A 21,188-nucleotide genomic window follows, 5' to 3' on the forward strand; every position below is an offset into this window, starting at 1 on the left:
CTTGAAGTTCATAAAGGCGATTTATATTTCACCTCGTGCAGAGTTACAGCGAGTGCCGAAGTGAGGTGCTACTTCTATTTAGCACCTCATCATAGTTGGACGGTGGCCCTTAGGTTGGTTCAGAGAACCGGGACCCGATTTTTCGAGGTTTCAGTCTCGTTGATCTCTCGTCCTGCCAGCTCTAGGCTGCTTGTAATGTAGCCCCGATTCCTGGCCAGCTCGCAAAAAATTCTCTCGATGGCGTGCGCTAACGTTCCGTCCTGCATTCCTGATTCCGGTTCGAATAGCAGTTCGTCATCGTTCAGGCATTTGATTGGCTTGAGAACTGCTGGACTGAACCAGAACATGGAGCCTGCGAAAAAGCCCAGCTGTGCCCGGGATTCCTCTTCCAGAGCGCCGACTGCTCGTAGAAGTCGCTCCACCATTATCTGGTTGGCGCCCCAGAAACTGTCGTGACTCAAGTAGTAATAATGGGGTCCAATGATGCCGATGCATGAGTCTTCGAAGAGGTGAATAGTCCTTCGTACTGTCAATGAGTCTCCTGCCAGGCTGTTATAGAGCCTGTTGCGCCAGGTACTGCCGAGGTCGCTGTACTTACTCTTCTTAGAGTGCAGCTTCAGCACCGCCAGATAGCCGTCGAGCCGTCCACTGCGGTACAGAGCGACGAAGGGGCCGATATCACGGCCGCGATTCTCCGTCACACAGACGGTCACGCTATGTGCTAGCAGGCTGAAACGGTCGAGGATTTCCTTGATGTCACCCTCGAACGGAGTAGTGATGTATAGATCGAAGGGCTCAACGATGTTCTTCAGATAGGAACATATTTCTCCGATCAGGTCGACGTAGTACAGGTGCAGCACCACTGCGATCCTGACGCCCCTGGCCCCTGGACGACCGTAGCTAAGTGTACGAATCACCGGGACTCCCGGTGCGGCTGATTGGAGAGTGGAGAGGCCGGAGCTGTCGGTACTGTAGTGCTTTTTCGAGTGTTCCAGCAGCAATTGAATGCTGCTCCGGGACTCCGTGGTGCAACTGTCGAGAATGCTCTTGGCCTGAATCCGATGAGGATTGTTGCGCAACACTTCGGCTTTGATCAGGCCGAACTCCTGTGCGATCTGTGTCGCACCGAAGTGAGTCCAGTTGACTTCACGGAGGTGGCGCAACGGTTTGAGCCTGACCAAGTCGGAGATGCTGGCGTCGCGCAGTAGAACTCGCATCCAGTTGCAATAGGCTGTCAGCCGTGTCTGCCTATCCGGTTGGAAGAGCGCGCAGGCTTTCAGCTGCATCTCATCGATCAGCCTGGAAAGCCCTAGCTCATAGGCCAGGATGACTTCGAACTTCGAGTTGAGTGGACGAATTCCCTCAAGGAACGCGGCGAAACCTGGCGCGCGGAACATGCGGCGCGACAGCAGCAGCAAGTACGACTGCAGGTGCCAGTGGAATTGACGCGATTCGGTGATGCCAACGACGTCATACTGCGAAGCCTGAGACAGCAGCGCTTGCAGTGTTCGCGAGAAGATGGCGCTGCTACTGATGACGAAGCTCGAGTTCACCAATACCAAGTGCTCGAGCTCTGCATATTGCAATGCATGCTGAACACCAACCCGATAGCTGTAGAAGTCATAACCGAAGTTCGGCCTGAGGATGATCGTGACATTCTTCCCCAGTGAGGATGTTTCAGCAGGCATCAAGTCGCTGGTTGAAACCAGGATGACGGCGTCGAACGTTTGGCTGAGGCAACTGATGACCTGTCGGAAGTTTTCCTCCAGTACGTTGTTGACGTCGAAATGGGCAACGACGGCCACGCTCCTGACCATTTCAGCCCCTGATACGACGAAGTGCGCGGTAGCCAAGCCGGGCGACCTTATAGAGCAGTGGCCATTGGTTGAGGCGCTGTGCCGCAATGTGCGCGGTGGCACTGTGTGGACGTGGCTGGTAATCGTTCAGTTGCTGAGTTATGGCCGATGGCGTGATCTGTGAACTTGGCGAGGTACTCGCCTGGTTACGTGCCTGAATCTGGGCGACCCTTTCAATCTGTACCTTGCGGAGGGTATTCAGGTCGTTCTCCGCTTCGCCGTAGTAGGATGACTTCAGCGTCTGTTCGAGGTATTGCAGGCCCCATTTCTGGTCGGGTTCCAGGTGACAGCCTTCTCCCCACTCGTTCCAGGCATTGATGAAGATGAAATTATCCTCGCTGGAGGGGAGATGCTGGCGGGTATAGGCACGTAGATAACGCAACCATTCGCCATAGGACTCCGGATTGGCGTTGATAATGGTTGTCGGTGTGTTCTGTCGACGTGCAGTATTGTCCCAGCTGGGAATGATGCCGCGGTACAACTTGAATGGCGGTACCTCGCGGTTAAGGCTTTGGGCGATTACCTTGTTGTAGTCGACAATGGAGCCAGCGAACTCTGGATTTCTGATCTCTGGGAACCTGTCCGGCGTACTACCGGGGCCGTTGAACTTGTGGGGCGGGAATTCCACCAGAGCGTCGGCATCCACCTCGGTAGCTGTGGTGATGTCATAGAAATCCACTACAGCAATATGCAGGCCCGGGAAACCATGTGCCTGGGCAAGCTGGCGCCATTTGGCAAAGCTCGCGGAGGGGGCCGGGATATCCTTGGCGCGATAGACGACGAGCAAGGGCTTGCCATCTACGAGGATGTAGCGCTTGTCGTTGAAATAGGGAAGCAGCGATTCGATGAATTTGGCGTCGTCATCTTCCGCATAGTTCTGGGCGAGCAGGACGCTCTTGGTGTCACCGTCCCAGGTTCTGGTCCAGTTCTCATTGGCCCAGCAGAGGCAGAAGTTGATATCGATGTCGGTCTTCAGGAAGTTGTCGACGGGGCGCTCAAGGATTCGGCGTCCGCTGAACCAGTAATGATAGAAGCAGAAGCCGTGCAGACCGTACAGCTTGGCCATTTCCGCCTGCTCGTACATGACGTCTGGGTGATACAGGTCGTAAAAGCCGAGATCGCGGGGGATGTGCGGCTGGTAGTGGCCGTCGAAATTCGGCCGGCCGCGAGCCACGTTGGTCCATTCGGTGAACCCTGGACCCCACCATTCCGAGTTTTCCTTCACCCGATGATACTGTGGCAAGTAGAAGGCGAGCAGTTTCGCCTGGTCCTGCAGCATATCGTTCGCAGTATCGCTATCGCGCCGGGATAGGGCGGCGAAGGAGGGGTCGTTCTTTGCTTCGGTCATTTATCGGCCTTCACGGAATTTCGGATAATCGCTACTTGCTGACGGGACGTGCCCGGACCAGGTTCTTCACACGGGCGACCTTCTGCAGGGCCTTGAAGGTCCGGGACGCCTTGATGGCCTCGTTCTCGCCCAGGACGCGCTGGTAGCGCTCGTTCAGTTCTGCAGCCTGCCGCTCCAGTTGCGCTTTCTGCTGCTCGACGCCGGCCTTCAGGGCCTCTGCCTGGGAGAGCTGGTGTTCCACGGCGCCGATCCGGTGGTTCGCTGCGCGCAGACGATCGACGATCCTTTCCTCGCCCAGCAACTCGATGTCGACATCTATGACTAGGCTGCGCTGCCCCTCTGGGACTGGCAGGGTCATTTGCGGGTCGTCGTTCACTGCGTAATACAGCCACTGGTCCGGCTGTGCGCCGGCGACCTGGTGGATCCCCCAGCTGTACGGCGCCTGGTCTTGCTCCGAAAGGCGCCAGAGGTCTTGGCCGTCCGGGGTCCGGATGTTGACTTCGTGGAGGATGAACCAGCCCGGTTCCGCGACGGGGTCGAAGCGCAACTGGCCGATGTCGTTGTCGGCGGCGTGCAGGTGCAGGCGGACCTGCTGGCGGCCGTCGCGTAGCGCGTGGCGCGCGCTACGGATTTCGTCGAAGCTTTCCGCGCTGGCACAGTAGTAGACGCAGGTCTGCCTCTTCGAGGGCGTGGTCAGCAGCTCGTCGGAACGCCAGATGTCCTGAATGGTTTCGGGCAGTCCCAGTACCGAGCGTACGAAGGCACTCTCCTGCGCCAGGTAGCGCTGGAAGTCTCCCTCACCCAGTGGGACTCCGGCAGCCTCCAGGAGGCGCTCCACCAACTGCTGACGGCTGATCTCCAGTATCCCGTCGGGCGGGGCGAGATTGTTCGCCTGACCGATCAGCAGCAACAGGCCGCGGCACAGAATGTGCCCCAGCTCGACGCCATCTTGGGCGACCCATTCGATATCGAACAGTTGCGGGACGCCTTCGTCGGTCAGCACGATATTGTGCGGTAGCGCATCGATGAAGCGCCCCGGGAGTTGTGCCTTGCTGTGGTTCAGGTGGCTGGCCTCGCCGAGCTGCTCGAGCAGCGTTTCGAGGTGGCGAAGGTAGTCCCGGATCAGGCTGGCGATCTGTTCGATGGTCCAGTCCGGCGCGGCAAGGCGTTCGAAGAAGTCCTGGCTAAGCAGACGGCCGACGCGATAGTCGTCCTCGGCCGGTAGTTCGAAGCGGAAGGGGGCCTCGGCTATGACGTTCGCCTGCTCCGACAGCTTGCGGTAGCGAACCCGGGTCTTGCCGCTCTGCTCCCGTACGAAAGTCGCTTCCTTGCAGAAGGGGGCGTTCCGGTCGGTCGTGTAATGATAGGCGAGAACCTCCTCGTCGACGGCGCCTCGGGCTCCTGGCGAGGCGACCACGATAAACGAGTTGGCCAGATCGATTCCCAGGTCGTTGTCGAATACCGTGGGCCAGGTGCGCTGCAGGTTGAAATGGGTCGAGGCGGGAAGCTGGGGATCGGTCCTAAGGTTCTGCCAGGCCAACGCGGCTGCGTCGAAACCAGGCTCGCGGCTACCGCGTTCGGTGATGATTGAGCGCGGTACCTTGTAGTCGGGGAATGGCGCGAGGAACTCCAGGGTGGAGAATCCGGCCCGGCCGACCAGTTCGGCCAGAGCGTGGCGCCCGAAGGTCTGTGGCTGGCCGGGCCGATATCGACCTTCTATGCCGTACATGGCGACGCCCAGATGATCCTCCGGTGCGCCTGCGAAGTACTTCAGGCCGAGTTGGTTCTCGATGGCGATGAACAGGTGGCCATCGGGCTTCAGCAACTGTCGCACCTTGCTGAGCATGTTCAGGGCCGGCGTGTCGCCGGTGCTGAACATGCTGGCATATTCCAGGACGCCGATCAGAGTGATTGCGTCGAACTGCTCCCCGCAGTGGAAATCGTCGAAGCGCTCGGCCAGCACCGTGATGTTTTCCAGGTCGCGGGTGCGGCTCGCGGCGATAGCCGCTCTTCGGGGGCTGCCTTCCAGGGCGAGAATCTGCCCACCATTCTCTCCGAGGAAGCGGCTGATGGCCCCGCAGCCCGCGCCTATCTCGAGGACTCGTCCTTTGAGCTGGCGCTCGAACGGGCGCAGCACGTTGCCGCGCTGGGAACTCAAGTGATAGATGGTCAGCCAGTCCAGGCACTGATTACGCAGTTCACTGGAGAAGGTCGAGAGGTCATTGGCACTGCCGACGATCCTGGCCAGGCGTTGCTCGGCGGCATCCCCGTCGCTGTAGTCGATCCCCGGGTAATCGGGGCGCGACCAGAGCCGCAGGGACTCGTTGAAGACGTAGCCTAGAGTTTCAAGTTGCAGCATCAACGGGTACCTGAGCGATTTCCATGTTCAGCGCCAGATCCACCAGGCCATAGATGGCGTTGGTCGGGGAGACCACGAGGTGGATCGAGTCATAGCGGCGGTCGTGGGGAATGACGTCCTCACCTTGACGAGAGGCGATGCCCAGGGACAGGAAGTAGTCGCCGCAGGTCAGACGGTTGTGGAACTGCAGCCTGGCGGTCACTACCGTGCCTTCCTCGCCCTGGGCCTGGAACTGTGTACATTCCTGGAGGTAGGAGTTGGTGCCGAAAATGGTTACCCCCTCGGTGGTCTTCACGTTAAAGCCGAGGATCGGGTTGACCACCAGGTGGTTGAAGCGAATGGCGATGTCCAGGGTGATACGTGCACCGGGGTCCACGCTGTGGGAGAACGGCTTGCCGTCGGCCCGGAGATCGAAATCGAGGATGGTGGCGGCACCGTCGCCCCAGCGGTACTCGTGGGGGTTGTAGTGCTGCCGTGTCGAGTATAGGTCCTGATCCAGGCTGACCTGGCTGGGCAAGGCGGCTTCGGTCGGAAGCTCGGCGGCGGCCTCGTCAGGAGCATCGGGCTGCACCGCTTCTGAGCGTTTGTCGCGACCGAAGAGCAGGTCCATGTAGCGGTTCATCACCTTGCGCGGCTCGCCAGCCATGTGAACCTGACTGGAATCCAGCAGAATGGCACGGTTGCAGTGGGTGACGATCTGTTCGCTGGAGTGGCTGACCAACAGGATGCTGGTGCCATTCTCTTTGAGTTGGCGTAGGCGTTCGAAGCATTTGACCTGGAAGCGCGCGTCGCCCACCGAGAGGGCTTCGTCGACGATGAGGATGTCCGGGTCTATCTGAGCCTGGACGGCGAACGCCAGACGAACCGACATGCCGCTGGAGTAGGTCTTGACCGGCTGGTCGATGAACTCACCAATGTCGGCGAAGGCGGCGATGCTGTCGAAACGCTCGTCTACCTCCTCACGGTTCAGGCCCAGCACCGAAGCGTTCAGGTAGACGTTCTCGCGTCCACTGAACTCCGGGTTGAAGCCCGACCCGAGCTCCAGGAGCGCAGCTACCCGGCCGAAGGTCTCGACGTTGCCGCTGGTCGGCATCAGGGTGCCGCAGATGATCTGCAGCAGTGTCGACTTGCCCGAGCCGTTGCGCCCGACTATGCCCACCGTTTCGCCACGCGCTACTTCGAAGCTGACGTCGCGCAGGGCCCAGAACTCGCGTCCGTAGGTTTTCGGCGGCTTGCCGAGCAACCTCTGCAGACGGGGAACCAGCGCCTGTTTCAGGCGATCCTGTGGCTTGCCGTAGATGCTGAAACACTTGCTGATTCCGCTGACGCGGATGGCTACATCGTTAGAGGACATCCGCAAAACCCCTGCGCGTCATCTGGAACCAGGCGTAACCCAGCCAGGCACTCGCGATTGCGGCCATGGTGTAGAGAGCCAGGCCGTGCCAGTTGGGAAGGTGTCCCCAGATCAATACCTCCCGGCTCTGTTCGATGATGAATGTCAGGGGGTTGAGCATCATCATCGGCCGCAGGTGCTCGGGGAGGGCGGTGACCGGGAAGAACACCGGGGAAAGGAACAGCATCACCGTGGTGATAATGCCGATCGTCTGCCCTACGTCGCGCAAATATACGCCCAGGGAGGCCAGCAGCCAGGCCAGGCCCAGCGTGAGGATCGCCAGGGGCATCAGTACCACGGGCAGCAGCACGACCGTCCAGGTGATCTCGTGGGAGAGCAGGAGCTGCGCTGCCAACAGCACCAGCACGCTGATCAGGCAGTGGAAGAGCGCTGCGCCAAGGCTGATGACGGGTAGTATCTCCAGCGGGAACACCACCTTCTTCACGTAGTTCACGTTACCCAGAATCAGGCCAGGAGCGCGATTGAGCACTTCGGCGAACAAGCTATGGACTATGATCCCTGCGAACAGGATCACGGCGAACTGCGCTCTGGTCTCGTTTTCGCCTCCCCCCCAGCGAGCCTTGAACACGACCGAGAACACGAAGGTGTAGACGGTGAGCATGAACAGGGGGTTCAGGAACGACCACAGCAGCCCCATGACGGAGCCCTTGTAGCGTCCGATCACCTCGCGCTGGGTCATCTGAATGATCAGTTGCCAGTTGCCCCAGATGCTGCTGAGCATTGAGCGGGGCGACAGGGGGGCGGCGGCGTGGGGGTTCATGGGTAGTATTCGGCCTTGTCGAACGGATTTCCAACCTGATCCTTGGCCGAGAGCTGCGGCGTGACGCCGCCGAGACGCTCGAGCATCCAGTCCACGCCCACCTCGGTATCGTTCCAGGCCAGGCAGCGCTCATGCTGCGGGGCGTAGTAGTCGGTGGTCTTGTAGAGGAAGTCCGCCGAGTCCGACAGCACCACGAAGCCATGGGCGAAACCTTCCGGTACCCACAGCTGGTGCTTGTTCTCTGCGCTCAGCAGGGCGCCTACCCATTTGCCGAATGTCGGCGAGGAGCGGCGCATGTCGACGGCGACGTCGAAGACTTCGCCGTTGACCACGCGCACCAGTTTCCCCTGGGGATTCTGGAGCTGGTAGTGCAGGCCGCGCAGCACGCCCTTCGAGGAGCGCGAATGGTTGTCCTGGACGAACTTCACCGGGCGGCCGATGGCTTCCTCGAATTGCTGGTGGTTGAAGCTTTCGAAGAAGAACCCGCGGTCGTCGCCGAAGACCTTGGGTTCGATCAGGACCACTTCCGGGATTGCAAGACGGGTAGCTTTCATCAGTAGACGGTCTCGACCAGCAGGCGTTTCAGGTATTGGCCATAGCCATTCTTGGCCAGCGGGACGGCCAGGGTTTCGAGCTGCTCGGCGCTGATCCACTTCTGGCGGAAGGCGATCTCTTCCGGGCAGGCGACCTTCAGGCCCTGGCGGTTTTCCAGGGTGGCGATGAAGTGGCTGGCTTCCAGCAGCGAGTCGTGGGTGCCGGTGTCCAGCCAGGCGTAGCCGCGGCCCATGATCTCCACGGAAAGCTTGCCGGCTTCCAGGTAGGCCTTGTTGACGTCGGTGATCTCCAGTTCGCCACGGGCGGAGGGCTTGATGTTCTTGGCGATGTCGATCACCTGGTTGTCGTAGAAGTACAGGCCGGTCACCGCGTAGCTGGACTTCGGTTTGACCGGCTTTTCCTCGAGGCTGATGGCCTTGCCGTCGGCATTGAACTCGACCACGCCGTAACGTTCCGGATCATGCACGTGGTAGGCGAACACGCTGGCGCCGGAGGTGCGCTGCATGGCGCTGACCAGCAGTTCCTGGAAGTCGTGGCCGTGGTAGATATTGTCGCCCAGCACCAGGGCGCAGAGGTCGTTGCCGATGAACTCCTCGCCGATCAGGAACGCCTGGGCCAGGCCATCCGGGGACGGTTGCACGGCGTACTGCAGGTTCAGGCCCCACTGGCTGCCGTCGCCGAGCAGTTGCTCGAAGCGCGGGGTGTCCTGCGGGGTGGAGATGATCAGGATGTCGCGGATGCCCGCCAGCATCAGGGTGCTGAGCGGGTAGTAGATCATCGGCTTGTCGTAGACCGGCAGCAGCTGCTTGGAGATGGCCAGGGTCGCCGGATGCAGGCGGGTGCCGGAACCCCCGGCGAGGATGATGCCTTTGCGTTTCATATTGCTCCCTGGTCTACCAGTTCCCGGATCATGCGTTGGACATGGTACTCCCAGGTGGGCAGTACCAGGCCGAAGGTGCGTTGCAGCTTGTCGTTGGCCAGGCGCGAGTTGGCCGGGCGTTTCGCCGGCAGCGGATATTCGCTGGTGGCGATGGGGGCGATGCGTTCTGGCGTGGCGCGCAGGCCGGCGCCCAGGCGGATGGCTTCGCCGATGACGAATTGGGCATAGCGGTGCCAACTGGTCTCGCCGCTGGCGACCAGATGATAGGTACCGCTGACGCGTTCGCGCAGGCCGGCATCATGGGCCAGGCGCAGCAGCGCCAGAGCGGTGACGTCGGCGATCAGTTCGGCGCTGGTCGGTGCGCCCACCTGGTCGGCGATGACGCGCAGTTCGTCGCGCTCCTTGGCCAGGCGCAGCATGGTCTTGGCGAAGTTCGCCCCGCGCGCGGCATAGACCCAGCTGGTGCGGAAGATCAGGTGGCGGCAGCCGCTCTCGCGGATGGCAAGCTCGCCTTCCAGCTTGGTCTGGCCATAGACGCCCAGGGGGCCGGTGACGGCGTCTTCCTCGAAGGGCGCGTCGCCGCTGCCGTCGAAGACGTAGTCGGTGGAGTAGTGCACCAGCCAGGCATCGACTTCCCGCGTAGCCTGGGCCAGGGTCGCGACTGCCTCGGCATTGATCCGGCGGGCGGCGTCGACGTCGCTTTCGGCCTTGTCCACCGCGGTGTAGGCGCCGGCATTGACGATCACGTCGGGACGTTCTTCGGCGACCAGCCGGGCCAGCCCCGCGAGGTCGCTCAGGTCGGCCCGTTGCCGGTCACAGACCACCAGTTGCGCCAGGGGCGCGAGGGCACGCTGGAGTTCCCAGCCGACCTGGCCGTTGGCGCCGAGTAGAAGAATCTTGTTCATGCGTACTGCTTACCTACCCATTCACGGTATGCGCCGCTGGTGACGTTGTTCACCCAGGCCTGGTTGTCCAGGTACCAGCGCACGGTCTTGTGGATGCCGGTCTCGAAGGTTTCCGCCGGTTTCCAGCCCAGCTCGCGTTCGAGGCGGGTGGCGTCGATGGCGTAGCGGCGATCATGACCGGGGCGATCTTTGACGAAGGTGATCTGCTCGCGGTAGCTCCGTCCGTCGGTCCGCGGCTGCTCCTGGTCGAGGATGTCGCACAGGGTATGGACCACGTCGATATTGGCTTTCTCGTTCCAGCCGCCGACGTTATAGGTCTCGCCCAGTTGGCCGGCTTCCAGCACGCGGCGGATGGCGGCGCAGTGGTCCTTTACGTACAGCCAGTCGCGGACCTGCTGGCCGTCGCCGTAGATCGGCAGCGGCTTGCCGGCGAGGGCGTTGTGGATGACCAGCGGGATCAGCTTCTCGGGGAAGTGATAGGGGCCGTAGTTGTTCGAGCAGTTGGTGGTCAGCACCGGCAGCCCGTAGGTGTGGTGGTAGGCGCGGACCAGGTGGTCGGATGCGGCCTTGGAGGCCGAGTAGGGGCTGTTCGGCTCGTACTTGTTGCTTTCTCGGAAGGCCGGGTCATTCGGGCCCAGCGAGCCGTAGACCTCGTCGGTGGAGACGTGGAGGAAGCGGAAGGCGGCTTTGGGCTCGTCGCCAAGGCCGTTCCAGTAGGCGCGCACCGCTTCCAGCAGGCGGAAGGTGCCGACGATATTGGTCTGGATGAAGTCTTCCGGGCCGTGGATGGAGCGGTCGACGTGGGATTCAGCGGCGAAGTTCAGTATGGCGCGGGGTTGGTGCTCGGCCAGCAGGCGGGAGACCAGTTCGCCATCGCCGATGTCACCGTGCACGAATACGTGCCGCTCGTCGCCGTCCAGGCTGGCCAGGTTCTGGCGGTTGCCGGCGTAGGTCAGCTTGTCGAGGCTGATGACCTTTTCGTCATTGCCTGCCAGCCAGTCGAGAACGAAGTTGGCGCCGATGAAGCCGGCGCTGCCGGTCACGAGGATGGTCATTGTATTAAATCCTATGGAGGATGGCGGCGGCGGTCAGGCCCAGGGTACCCAGTGGAGACTGCCTGTGGACGCCAGATTTTCGGATCAGTTGCAGGCGCTTGGGAAGTGCCGATGCTCGGGCCTGCTCGAATAGCTGCAGGGTCAACTGGTGATCCGGGGTCAGGTGGGGGCGGAAAACCGTCAAGGCGTGCAGGTTGGCATCCATCCATTCACGAAAGGTGCCCTTGAACATCTTGCATACCCGCACGACACGCTCCTGAAGGCTTGCGTTGGAGCCGACAAGGTTTCGGCCATGCTGACGATAATCGACCGTCGGCCGCGGATCGTAGGACACGTGGCCACCACAACCGGTCACCAGCAGGTAGGTCCACCAGTCGTGGGAAATGATGTGTTCGCCCTTCGGCGTCTGTCGCAACAACTCCCGGGTCGATGCATTGAACAGCATGGTGTTGCCGCCCGCGATGCTTTGCACCAGGGCGTTTTCGAAAGTCGGTGGGCGCAGGAACAGGGGCGACAGCCCAATGGGCTTGCCACCGCTGTCGATAAGCTGCGTCCTGGAGCAGAAAAGCGCCGGGCGATCGGCGGGAAGGCCGCGCATCCAATCCAGCCCCATCGCGAGTCGCTCGGGGATCCAGAGGTCATCCTGGTCGCAGAAAGCGAAATAAGGGGCCTGGATTTCTTCCCGGGCCAGCAGGCTCAGGAAGTTCGCCGCGAACCCCTGGCGGGGGCCTTGCACAATGACGAGGCGGTCATCGCCAAGCTGCGCACGGTACTTCGCTAGGATGTCCAATGTCGCATCGCTGGAGCCATCGTCGGAGGCATAGATCGTCCAGTCCTTGTGGGTCTGGGCGATCAGGGAGTCGAGTTGTTCGGCGAGAAAGCGTTCGCCGTTGTACGTCGACAGCAGGATGGCCACCCGCTCGGGCGCGGAAGGCGAACTCTGCCCCTTTGGGGGTGATGCAGAGGGCGAAGAAGTCAACACAGTGCCTCCGGCGAATCCATCCGGTTCTTGCGAATCCGCCATCCATGGGGTACCGGCAGGTGCGGGACAGCTGCCGATCTGGGCGATCTGGTGGAAAAGGCGGCAATTATATGCATCGGACCTGGGGAGTAAACCCGTAAACACACTCTGGCTATTCTAGGCTGCTGGACGGCGGATGGACCTGAGAAGGACGCGAAACTCAGCGGCATCTATAAGGCGTAATTAGATTCCACTCAAGGCAAAAAGTTTCTTCGCCGGTACAACCCCGGAGATAGAGCTTTTCCTTGCGGCAAGAACGACTTGGGCCCACCCGAAGGTGAGCCCAAGTCGTCTTGAGAAAGATGGTGCCGGCACCAGGAGTCGAACCCGGGACCTACTGATTACAAGTCAGTTGCTCTACCAGCTGAGCTATACCGGCAAGGAGGGACGCCATTATAGCCACGCGCCGGGCGGTGTAAACCTCTGATTTTTCAGCCTGTGCCCGTTCGCTCAGTGGCCGCTGGCGGCCGCTCCCGGCTTGGCGCCGAAGGGGGGCTTGGCCAGCCAGATGATGGCCAGCAGGGTCAGGAACAGCCAGCCGAGCAGGGTGAAGTATTCCACCGTGGAGAGCATGTAGGCCTGGCCTTCGACGATGCGGTCGAGCATGGCCGCGCCGTGCTGGTTGGCGCCGCCGAGCAGGTCCAGGGCGTCGCGGGTGGCCGGGTCGTAGGTGCTCAGGCTTTCCGTCAGGTGGGCGTGGTGCAGCGTGGCGCGGCGGTCCCAGATCCAGGTGGTGAGGGAGGCCGCGAAGCTGCCGCCCAGGGTGCGCAGGAAGGTGGCCAGGCCCGAGCCGTCGGCGATCTGGTCCGGCGGCAGGTCGGAGAGCAGGATGCTGAGGATGGGCATGAAGAAGAAGGCCACGCCCAGGCCCATGAGCGTCTGCACCAGGGCGATGTGGTAGTAGTCGACCTCGGTGTTGAAGGCGGCGCGCATGAAGCTGGTGACGGACATCACCAGGAAGGCCAGGCCGGCGAGGATGCGCAGGTCGAAGTTGTTGGCGTAGCGTCCGACCAGCGGCGAGAGGAACACCGGCAGGATGCCGATCGGCGCCGCGGCCAGGCCCGCCCAGGTGGCGGTGTAGCCCATCTGCGTCTGCAGCCACTGCGGCAGCAGCAGGTTCATGCCGAAGAAGCCGGCGTAGCCGCCCACCAGCGCCAGGGTGCCGAAGGTGAAGTTGCGGTGCACGAACAGGCGCAGGTTGACGATCGGGTGCTTGTCGGTCAGTTCCCAGATGACGAAGGCCGCCAGGGCGATGGCCGACACCACGGTGCCGCCGACGATGAAGTTCGACTCGAACCAGTCCAGGTCGTTGCCCTTGTCGAGCACGATCTGCAGGGCGCCCACGCCGAGGACCAGCAGGATCAGCCCCATGTAGTCCATGGGCGCATGCTTGATCACCACCGGGCGTTTCTTCAGTTGCTGGTAGACCACGAAGGCGGCGAACAGGCCGATGGGCACGTTGATGAAGAAGATCCACGGCCAACTGTAGCTGTCGGTGATCCAGCCGCCGAGGATCGGCCCGGCGATGGGCGCCACCACCGTGACCATGGCCAGCAGCGCCAGGGCCATGCCGCGCTTGGCCGGCGGGTAGATGGAGATCAGCAGCGTCTGGGTGATCGGGTACAGCGGCCCGGCGACGAAGCCCTGCAGCGCCCGGAAGCCCACCAGCGTGCCCATCTGCTGGGCCACGCCGCAGAGGAAGGAGGCGATCACGAAGAGGAGGGTGGCGGCGATGAACAGCCGCACCTCGCCGACCTTGCGGCTCAGCCAGCCGGTCAGCGGCAGGGCGATGGCGTTGCTCACCGCGAAGGAGGTGATCACCCAGGTGCCCTGCTCGGCGCTCACCCCGAGGTTGCCGGAGATGGTCGGCAGGGCGACGTTGGCGATGGTGGTGTCCAGCACCTGCATGAAGGTCGCCAGGGACAGGCCGATGGTGGCCATCACCAGGCTGGGCGGGCTGAAGGCGCCGTTGCTGCTGTTCTCGCTCATGATGCTTCCGGACTCAGCGCGCGGCGGTGCTGCGGCTGCGGCCGTCGGCCATGTTGGCGTGGATCAGCTGCTCGATGAGCTGGTCCGCCGAGGCCAGCTGCTGCTGGTAGACGTCGGTGGAGAACAGCGCTTCCTTCGGCGGCTGCTGCGACAGGGCGGGGCCGCTCTGGTCGTGCAGGTCGACGTTGACGTCCATCGACAGACCGATGCGCAGCGGATGCTCGTCCAGTTGCCTGGCGTCGACGCGGATGCGCACGGGCACGCGCTGGACGATCTTGATCCAGTTGCCGGTGGCGTTCTGCGCCGGCAGCAGGGAGAAGGCGCTGCCGGTGCCCACGCCCAGGCTTTCCACGCTGCCCTGGTACTTGACCGAGCTGCCGTAGAGGTCCGAACGGATTTCCACCGGCTGGCCGATGCGCATGTGCTGCAGCTGGGTTTCCTTGAAGTTGGCGTCGATCCACACCTGCTCCAGGGGGATCACCGCCATCAGCGCGGTGCCCGGTTGCACGCGCTGGCCGACCTGCACGGTGCGCTTGGCCACGTAGCCGGTCACCGGCGCGACTATCACCGCGCGGGCGTCGTCCAGGTAGGCCTGGCGCAGCTTGGCGGCGGCCGCCTTGACGTCGGGGTGGGAGGCGACGACGGTGTCGTCCACCAGCGCGCGGTTGGTGTCCAGTTGCTGCTCGGCGCTGGTCAGCGAGCTGCGCGCGGTGTCCAGCGCGTCGCGGGCGTGGGCCAGTTCCTCGCGGGAGATGGCGCCGTCGTCGGCCAGGTGTTGGCGGCGCTTGAAGTCGGCCTCGGCCTTGGCCAGGGCGACCTTCTTCGCGGCGACGTCGGCCTTGTAGCCGTCGACGTTGCTGAACAGCCCGCGCACCTGGCGCACGGTGCGCGCCAGGTTGGCTTCGGCCTGCTGCAGGGCCACGTCGGCGTCGCTGGGGTCGAACTTCACCAGCACCTGGCCCTTGTGCACCAGGTTGCCGTCGTCGGCGCCGATGCTGACCACGGTGCCGGTGATCTGCGGGGTGATCTGCACCACGTTGCCGTTGACGTAGGCATCGTCGGTGTCTTCGTGCCAGCGCCCGTAGAGGAACTCCCAGAGCGCCGCGGCGATGCCGGCGAGGATGACGACGACCAGCAGGATCAGCAGCCAGCGCTTGCGCTGGGGGTTGCCGCCGGTGGTTTCTTGGGTATCGGTGGTCATGGCGGTTGCCTCTTAGTGCACGGCAGCTGCGCCCGCCTGGGCGAGCGGGGCGGAAGACGGGGGAACGGAGTCGGCCTGGAAGCCGCCGCCCAGGGCTTGCACCAGCTGGACGGAGAGGTCGATGCGCTGGGCTTCCAGGTTGGCCAGTTGGCGCTCGGCGAGCAGCAGCTGTTGCTGCACGCTGAGGGCGTCGAGGTAGTTGCCGACGCCTTCGCCATAGCGGCGCATGGCCAGTTCGAAGTTGGACTTGGCGATGTCGCGGGCCTCGCGCTGGTCGACCAGTTGCTGCTCCAGCGAGCGCAGTTGGCTGAGGTCGTCGCTGACCTCGCCCAGGGCGCCGACCAGGGTCTTGTTGTACTGCGCCACGGCCAGATCGTAGTCCGCGTCCTTACCGGCCAGGTTGGCGCGCAGGCGGCCGCCGTCGAACAGCGGCAGGGAGATGGCCGGGGCGACCTGGAAGAAGCGGCTCGGCGCCTCCAGCAGGTCGCTGGTGTGCATGCTGGCCAGGCCGACCATCGCGCCCAGGTTGAGGTTCGGGTAGAACTGCGTCTTCGCCGCCCGGATGTCCTTGCCCGCGGCCTCGACGCGCCAGCGTGCGGCGACTATGTCCGGGCGGCGGCCGAGCAGTTCCGCCGGCAGGTTCGGCGGCAGGCTCAGGGCGTCGGTCTTGAGCGCTTGCGGGCGCTGCAGGTCGAGGCCGCGGTCCGGCCCCTGGCCGAGCAGCACGGCCAGGGCGATGCGGTCGCTGGCGATCTGCTGTTCGGCGGCGGCCAGCTGCTGGCGGGCACTGGCCACCTGGGTTTGCGTCTGCTGCAACTGCACCTTGCTGTCCAGGCCGGCGTCCATGCGCTTGCGGCTGAGCTCGAACAGGCGCTGCGAACGTTCCAGCTCGTCGCGGGACAGGTCGCGCACGGCGAAGGCGTGGCCCAGCTCGCTATAGGCGCGGGCGACGTTGGCCGAGAGGGTGATGGCCGCGGCCTGGCGGTCCACCTCGGCGGCGTTGGCCTGGCCGAGGGCGGCTTCCCAGGCGGCGCGCTGGCCGCCCCAGAGGTCGAAATCGTAGTTGAAGCCCAGGGACAGGTACTTCACCGCCGAATAATGCCCGCCCGTTGGCGCGGGGAGCACGCTGGTGGGCGCGCGGATGCCCGCATAGCTGGCCTTGCCATTGAGCGTAGGCATGCGCTCGGCATCGGCGGCGTTGGCCGCGGCGGCGGCCTGGCGCGCGCGGGCGTCGGCGATCTGCAGGTCCGGTGCGCCTTTCAGGGCCTCGTCGATCAGGCTGTCGAGCTGGGCGTCGCCCAGGCTGCTCCACCAGTTCCGGCGTGGCCAGGCGGCACTGGACAGCGGTGTGCCGTCGAGGCTGCGGCCAGCCTGCAGCGAGGCGCTGTCGAGCGCCTTGCCGTTGGGCGCCAGGCCCGAGGAGCTGACGCAGCCGGCCAGCGCCACGGCGCTGGCCAGCAGGGTAGCGGCGGGTAAGCGGAATGCACGCATGGCCTACTTCTCCTGGGTCGCGCCGGGCGCGACGCCATGGCTGGCGAGGATCTTGTCCAGCAGCCGGGTGAGAGTCAGCAGTTCCTCGGGGCTGAGGCAGCCGACCAGTTCGTTCATCGCCCGCACGGCGATCTGTGGCGCCTGGGCGTTCACCGCCTCGCCGGCGGGGCTGAGCTGCAGGCGCACGCTGCGCCGGTCGTTGGGGCAGGGCTGGCGCAGCAGCAGGTCTTTCTTCGCCAGGCGATCGAGCATGCGCGTCATCGAGCCGCTGTCGATGGACAGCTCGCGGCACAGCTCGCCCGGGGTGTTGGCGCGGTTCTGGCCGATGAAGAACAGCACCTTGAACTGCGCGGCGGTGATGTCCAGGTGGATCAGGTGCTTGTCCAGCAGGCGGTCCTTGAGGATGGCCGCCAGCCCCAGCAACTGGCCGATCGAGCCCCTGAACGGGAAGTCCGTGACGTGGTAGTGATCCATGGCAAGGCTAATAACTGTCTAGGCAGGAAATCTGTTTCGAAATAATACTGCCTAGGCAGCTAATGACAAATAGCGGATTGTTGCAAATGAGCAACAATCCGTTCCTGAAAGCACTATGCGAGCGTTCCGCGAAACAGGATGTGCCCGCTCGGTGTGCGACGCGGCCCCGGCAGCAGTGCTTATGCACAATGCCGGGGCATGGCTTGGCGGCTAGTGCTAAAAAAGCCTCAGCGCTTTTCAGGTTTTTCTTAAGACTATGTTTTTAAAAGAAATTATCTGATCTGTTCAAAATTCGAACAGAGCCGCGCCGGCGGGCCAGCAGCGGGCCGCATGGGCGATTTTCCCGATGTTCTCAACAGAGTTATCCACAGGTTCTGTGGGCTTCTCTCTGGAACGCTCGTACTAGACGTGCTCGGCGAGAATGAGCAGGTTTCGCGGCGTGACCTGGCTGGTGCAGAAGCGCCCCAGGCGTACCCGGTAGCCCTGTTCGACGAGGAACAGCGCGCGGTCGAGTAGCAGCCAGAGTTCCAGCGGGCGGCGGAACAGGCCGCGCACCAGTTCGAGATTGCGCACCTCGGCCAGGCGCCGCCAGCCTTGGGCCTCCAGCGCGCTCCAGTCACGCTCGGCGGGGCGGGGCAGGCCCTTGAGCGCGGCCAGGTCGCGGCAGTAGTCGGCGAAGGGTTTGTGCAGCCAGTCGGTGGGCACCGAGGGCACCGGCAGGTAGCTGTCCTTGCCGCGCAGCTCGCGCTGCAGCAGGTCGAAGGCCAGGCGCCGGGCCATGGAGTTGTCGCGCTGGCGCCGTACCCGGGCACCGGCGGTGACCGTCTCGGCGAGCGGCAGGCGCAGGTCGTCCTGATCCAGCTTCAGGCGGGAAGCGCCCGCGGCTGTGGATAACGGCTGGTAGTGCTCGCTGGCGATGCGGTTGTAGCAGCAGGGCGCCACCGCCAGTTGCCGGCAGCGCTTACTTGCCGCCAGGCGCAGCAACTGGACGTGCAGGTCGCCGCAGGCGTGCAGGGCCACGGCGGTCTGGCCGGGCTGCAGGTAGCGGGCGGCGCCTTCGGCGAGCACGTCCTGCTCGACGTGCATGGCGCGCAGCCCCAGGCGGTCGCTCAGGCGCTGGCCGTCGCTGACCAGCGCGAGGTCGCGCTCCAGGCTCAGCAGCGGCTGTCCGCCATGGGCCAGCAGGCGTCCGAGGTGGCCCTTGCCGGCGCACCAGTCCAGCCACTGCACGGAGGGCGTGGCGAAGTCCAGGCGGCTGGCGAAGGCCTCGATCTGCTGCCATTTGCGCCCGGGCACGTCGACCTGGAACTGCGCCGGCAGCCTGGGCAGCGGATGGGACGGCAGGTCCTCGACTTCGCTCAGCTGCGCGGCGCGGCTCGCCAGTTCCGGGAAGGGCGCCGGGGCGGGCAGGCGTTCGGGCTTGTTGTGCGCGGCGTCGGCCTGCTCCAGGGCGCGCCCGCGCAGCCAGCCGGCCAGCTCCCGGTGCTCGGCTTCCCAGGGCAATTCCAGCAGGGTGAAGGGCTTGGGCCGCCACAACCCCTGGTGGGCAAGCAGGAAGGCGTCCAGGGCCTGGAAGCGCTGGAGCAGGACGTCGTCGGTGAGGCGGTTGGCCACGGCGGTGCGCTGGGAGTGAGTGGCGGGGCGGCGATTATAGCGGCCCCGCCACCTCCGGGAAGCGCCGGTCAGCGCCCCTGCATGGAGTCCACCCGCAGCCAGCGCTCGGCGAGGCGGAACAGGCGGGTGAGGACCAGGGTGATGACCAGGTAGAACACCCCGGCGAGGCAGAAGAACAGCATGGCCTCGTAGGTGCGGGCGATGATGGTGCGAGTCATGCCCATGATGTCGAACAGCGTCACGGTGTAGACCACGGCGCTGGCCTTGAGCATGAGGATCACCTCGTTGCTGTAGGCCGGCAGGGCGATGCGCGCGGCGCGCGGCAGGATGATGTGCAGCAGTGCCTGGCGGCGCGACATGCCCAGGGCCCGCGCGGCTTCCACTTCACCCACCGGGATGGCGTGGATGGCGCCGCGGAGGATCTCGGCGATGTAGGCCGCGGTGTGCAGCGTCATGGTCAGCAGCGCGCACCAGTATGGGTCGCGCAGGTACGGCCAGAGCGGGCCCTGGCGCACCGAGTCGAACTGCGCCAGGCCGTAGTAGACGATGAACAGCTGCAGCAGCAGCGGGGTGCCGCGGAAGAAGAAGATGTAGGTGTAGGGCAGCGCGCGCACGTACCAGTGCCGCGAGGCGCGGGCGATGCCCAGCGGCACGGCCAGGGCCAGGCCGGCGACCACGGCGAAGGCCAGCAGCTCGAGGGTCAGCCCGGCGCCCTGGAGCATCTTCGGCAGCCACTTGAGGATCAGCTCCATGTCGGTCATAGCTCGTTCCTCACGAAACCGCGGCCGGCGCGGCGCTCCAGGAAGTGCAGGGCAGCCATGACGAACACGGTCAGGCCCAGGTAGATCAGCGCGGCGGTCATGTAGAAGGTGAACGGCTCCTTGGTCGCGTTGGAGGCGACCTGGGCCTTGCGCATGATCTCGTCGAGGGTGATCAGCGAGACCAGGGCGGTGTCCTTGAGCAGGATCAGGTACAGGTTGCCCAGGCCCGGCAGGGCCACGCGCCACACCTGCGGCAGGACGATGCGCCAGAAGATCCGCGGGGCGGACAGGCCCAGCGCCTGGCCGGCCTCGCGGTGGCCCTTGGGCACGGCCAGCAGGGCGCCGCGGAAGACTTCGGTGGCGTAGGCGCCGAAGCACAGGCCCAGGGCGCAGGTGCCGGCGGCGAAGGGGCTCAGGGCCAGGTCGGGCTTGCCGAACAGGTCGCCCAGGGCGTTCAGCCCGGCCACGGTGCCGAAATAGATCATCAGCACCCAGAGGGTTTCCGGCACGCCGCGCACCAGGGTGGTGTAGGCGCCGCCGAGCATGCGCAGCAAGGCATTCTTCGAGGTCTTGGCGATGGCGCCGAGCAGCCCGAGGAGCAGGCCGAGGCAGACCGCGGCCAGGGACAGCTTGAGCGTCATCAGGGTGCCGGCCGCCAGCTGCGGGCCGAAACCGTGCAGGTCGAAAATCATGGGGATCGCGCCTGAAGGGGCGCGCCCTGGGTCACAGGGCGCGCCGGGCTGGCATCAGTAGATGCTGAAGGGGAAGTACTTGTCGTTGATCTTCTTGTAGGTGCCGTCGTCGACGATTTCCTTCAGGGCGGCGTTCAGCTTGTCACGCAGCGGGTCGCCCTTGCGCACGGCGATGCCGATCTTGTCGTTGTCGAACACCGGCTGGCCCTTGAACTCGAAGTCCTTGCCGGCGTCGCTCTTGAGCCAGTCGTACTGCACGAACTTGTCGGCCAGCACGCCGTCCAGGCGGCCCGAGGACAGGTCCAGGTAGGCGTTTTCCTGGGTGTCGTAGAGCTTGATGGTGACGGTGTCGGACATGTTGTCCTCAAGCCAGGTGCCGGCGATGGTCGCGCGCTGGGCACCGATCACCTTGCCCTTCAGGTAGCCCTTGTCGGTCTTGAAGTCCACCGACTTGGGCGCCACGAACTGCAGCTTGTTGGTGTAGTAGGGGTTGGTGAAGTCCACCGCCTGCTTGCGCTCGTCGGTGATCGACATGGAGGCGACGATGAAGTCGAACTTCTTGGCGTTCAGCGCCGGGATGATGCCGTCCCAGTCGGAGGTGACCACCTCGCACTCGACCTTCATCTTGGCGCACAAGGCCTTGCCGACGTCGAGGTCGAAGCCGACCACCTGGCCGCTGGCGTCGATGCCGTTGAAGGGCGGGTAGGCGCCTTCGGTGCCGATGCGCAGCTTCTCGGCGGCGACCGCGTGGGCGCCGAAGGCCAGGGTGGCGGCAGCGGCCAGAAGGATCTTCTTATAGTTCTTCATGCAAAG

18 protein-coding genes and 1 tRNA gene are annotated in these 21,188 nt (G+C 64.0%); all 19 read right to left on the minus strand.

Translation table 11 applies throughout. The features are described 5' to 3' along the window. Positions 1 to 119: 119 nt before the first annotated feature. The 19 genes from RN02_RS31775 to RN02_RS24650 all read right to left on the minus strand — a co-directional run bounded on the left by RN02_RS31775 (position 120) and on the right by RN02_RS24650 (position 21,182). Positions 120 to 1,853: a rhamnan synthesis F family protein gene (locus RN02_RS31775; protein WP_152623813.1), complete on the minus strand. Its 1,734-nt coding sequence runs from the start codon at positions 1,851 to 1,853 to the stop codon at positions 120 to 122. Continuing rightward, a complete protein-coding gene (locus RN02_RS24565) occupies positions 1,819 to 3,204 on the minus strand; it encodes a glycosyltransferase WbsX family protein (RefSeq protein WP_052267842.1) in 1,386 nt (461 codons plus the stop codon). Before RN02_RS24565 ends, RN02_RS31775 begins: the two co-directional genes overlap by 35 nt. A gap of 31 nt (positions 3,205 to 3,235) precedes the next feature. Beyond that, a complete protein-coding gene (locus tag RN02_RS24570; RefSeq protein WP_052267843.1) occupies positions 3,236 to 5,563 on the minus strand; it encodes a methyltransferase in 2,328 nt (775 codons plus the stop codon). Beyond that, on the minus strand, positions 5,550 to 6,917 hold the full coding sequence (locus RN02_RS24575) for an ABC transporter ATP-binding protein (protein ID WP_009613875.1): 1,368 nt from the start codon (positions 6,915 to 6,917) through the stop codon (positions 5,550 to 5,552). Before RN02_RS24575 ends, RN02_RS24570 begins: the two co-directional genes overlap by 14 nt. Further along, positions 6,907 to 7,737 carry an ABC transporter permease gene (locus RN02_RS24580; RefSeq protein ID WP_009613874.1) on the minus strand — a complete coding sequence of 277 codons (831 nt, stop codon included), beginning with the start codon at positions 7,735 to 7,737 and terminating at the stop codon, positions 6,907 to 6,909. The genes RN02_RS24575 and RN02_RS24580 overlap by 11 nt, the downstream gene beginning before the upstream one ends. Next, positions 7,734 to 8,291, minus strand: a complete 558-nt coding sequence (gene rfbC, locus RN02_RS24585; protein ID WP_043317544.1) for a dTDP-4-dehydrorhamnose 3,5-epimerase — start codon at positions 8,289 to 8,291, stop codon at positions 7,734 to 7,736. The genes RN02_RS24580 and rfbC overlap by 4 nt, the downstream gene beginning before the upstream one ends. Continuing rightward, positions 8,291 to 9,172: a glucose-1-phosphate thymidylyltransferase RfbA gene (gene rfbA / locus RN02_RS24590; protein ID WP_043317546.1), complete on the minus strand. Its 882-nt coding sequence runs from the start codon at positions 9,170 to 9,172 to the stop codon at positions 8,291 to 8,293. Before rfbA ends, rfbC begins: the two co-directional genes overlap by 1 nt. Continuing rightward, the gene (gene rfbD, locus RN02_RS24595) at positions 9,169 to 10,077 is read right to left on the minus strand and encodes a dTDP-4-dehydrorhamnose reductase (protein WP_043317548.1); all 909 of its coding nucleotides are present in this window, start codon (positions 10,075 to 10,077) and stop codon (positions 9,169 to 9,171) included. The genes rfbA and rfbD overlap by 4 nt, the downstream gene beginning before the upstream one ends. Continuing rightward, the gene (gene rfbB / locus RN02_RS24600; protein WP_043317551.1) at positions 10,074 to 11,132 is read right to left on the minus strand and encodes a dTDP-glucose 4,6-dehydratase; all 1,059 of its coding nucleotides are present in this window, start codon (positions 11,130 to 11,132) and stop codon (positions 10,074 to 10,076) included. The genes rfbD and rfbB overlap by 4 nt, the downstream gene beginning before the upstream one ends. A gap of 4 nt (positions 11,133 to 11,136) precedes the next feature. Further along, positions 11,137 to 12,048 carry a glycosyltransferase family 2 protein gene (locus tag RN02_RS24605; RefSeq protein WP_236695224.1) on the minus strand — a complete coding sequence of 304 codons (912 nt, stop codon included), beginning with the start codon at positions 12,046 to 12,048 and terminating at the stop codon, positions 11,137 to 11,139. Between the two features lie 408 nt (positions 12,049 to 12,456). Then, a tRNA-Thr gene (locus tag RN02_RS24610) sits at positions 12,457 to 12,532 on the minus strand. A gap of 71 nt (positions 12,533 to 12,603) precedes the next feature. After that, positions 12,604 to 14,142, minus strand: a complete 1,539-nt coding sequence (locus RN02_RS24615; RefSeq protein WP_009613865.1) for a DHA2 family efflux MFS transporter permease subunit — start codon at positions 14,140 to 14,142, stop codon at positions 12,604 to 12,606. Positions 14,143 to 14,155: 13 nt separating this feature from the next. Beyond that, positions 14,156 to 15,343: an HlyD family secretion protein gene (locus RN02_RS24620; protein WP_043317553.1), complete on the minus strand. Its 1,188-nt coding sequence runs from the start codon at positions 15,341 to 15,343 to the stop codon at positions 14,156 to 14,158. 12 nt (positions 15,344 to 15,355) lie between these two features. After that, positions 15,356 to 16,834, minus strand: coding sequence for an efflux transporter outer membrane subunit (locus tag RN02_RS24625; protein ID WP_043317555.1), 1,479 nt, complete (start codon positions 16,832 to 16,834; stop codon positions 15,356 to 15,358). Positions 16,835 to 16,837: 3 nt separating this feature from the next. Then, positions 16,838 to 17,308 (minus strand): MarR family winged helix-turn-helix transcriptional regulator, encoded by a 471-nt coding sequence (locus tag RN02_RS24630; protein WP_043317557.1) that lies wholly within the window; start codon positions 17,306 to 17,308, stop codon positions 16,838 to 16,840. Between the two features lie 402 nt (positions 17,309 to 17,710). Continuing rightward, positions 17,711 to 18,922 carry a methyltransferase gene (locus tag RN02_RS24635; RefSeq protein ID WP_043317558.1) on the minus strand — a complete coding sequence of 404 codons (1,212 nt, stop codon included), beginning with the start codon at positions 18,920 to 18,922 and terminating at the stop codon, positions 17,711 to 17,713. Positions 18,923 to 18,990: 68 nt separating this feature from the next. Continuing rightward, the gene (locus RN02_RS24640) at positions 18,991 to 19,683 is read right to left on the minus strand and encodes an ABC transporter permease (protein WP_009613854.1); all 693 of its coding nucleotides are present in this window, start codon (positions 19,681 to 19,683) and stop codon (positions 18,991 to 18,993) included. Then, positions 19,680 to 20,375: an ABC transporter permease gene (locus RN02_RS24645; RefSeq protein ID WP_009613853.1), complete on the minus strand. Its 696-nt coding sequence runs from the start codon at positions 20,373 to 20,375 to the stop codon at positions 19,680 to 19,682. The genes RN02_RS24640 and RN02_RS24645 overlap by 4 nt, the downstream gene beginning before the upstream one ends. 54 nt (positions 20,376 to 20,429) lie before the next feature. Then, the gene (locus RN02_RS24650; protein WP_043317561.1) at positions 20,430 to 21,182 is read right to left on the minus strand and encodes an ABC transporter substrate-binding protein; all 753 of its coding nucleotides are present in this window, start codon (positions 21,180 to 21,182) and stop codon (positions 20,430 to 20,432) included. Positions 21,183 to 21,188 lie beyond the last annotated feature (6 nt).

It is taken from the genome of Pseudomonas sp. PI1 (assembly GCF_000812405.1).
Taxonomy (GTDB): domain Bacteria; phylum Pseudomonadota; class Gammaproteobacteria; order Pseudomonadales; family Pseudomonadaceae; genus Pseudomonas; species Pseudomonas citronellolis.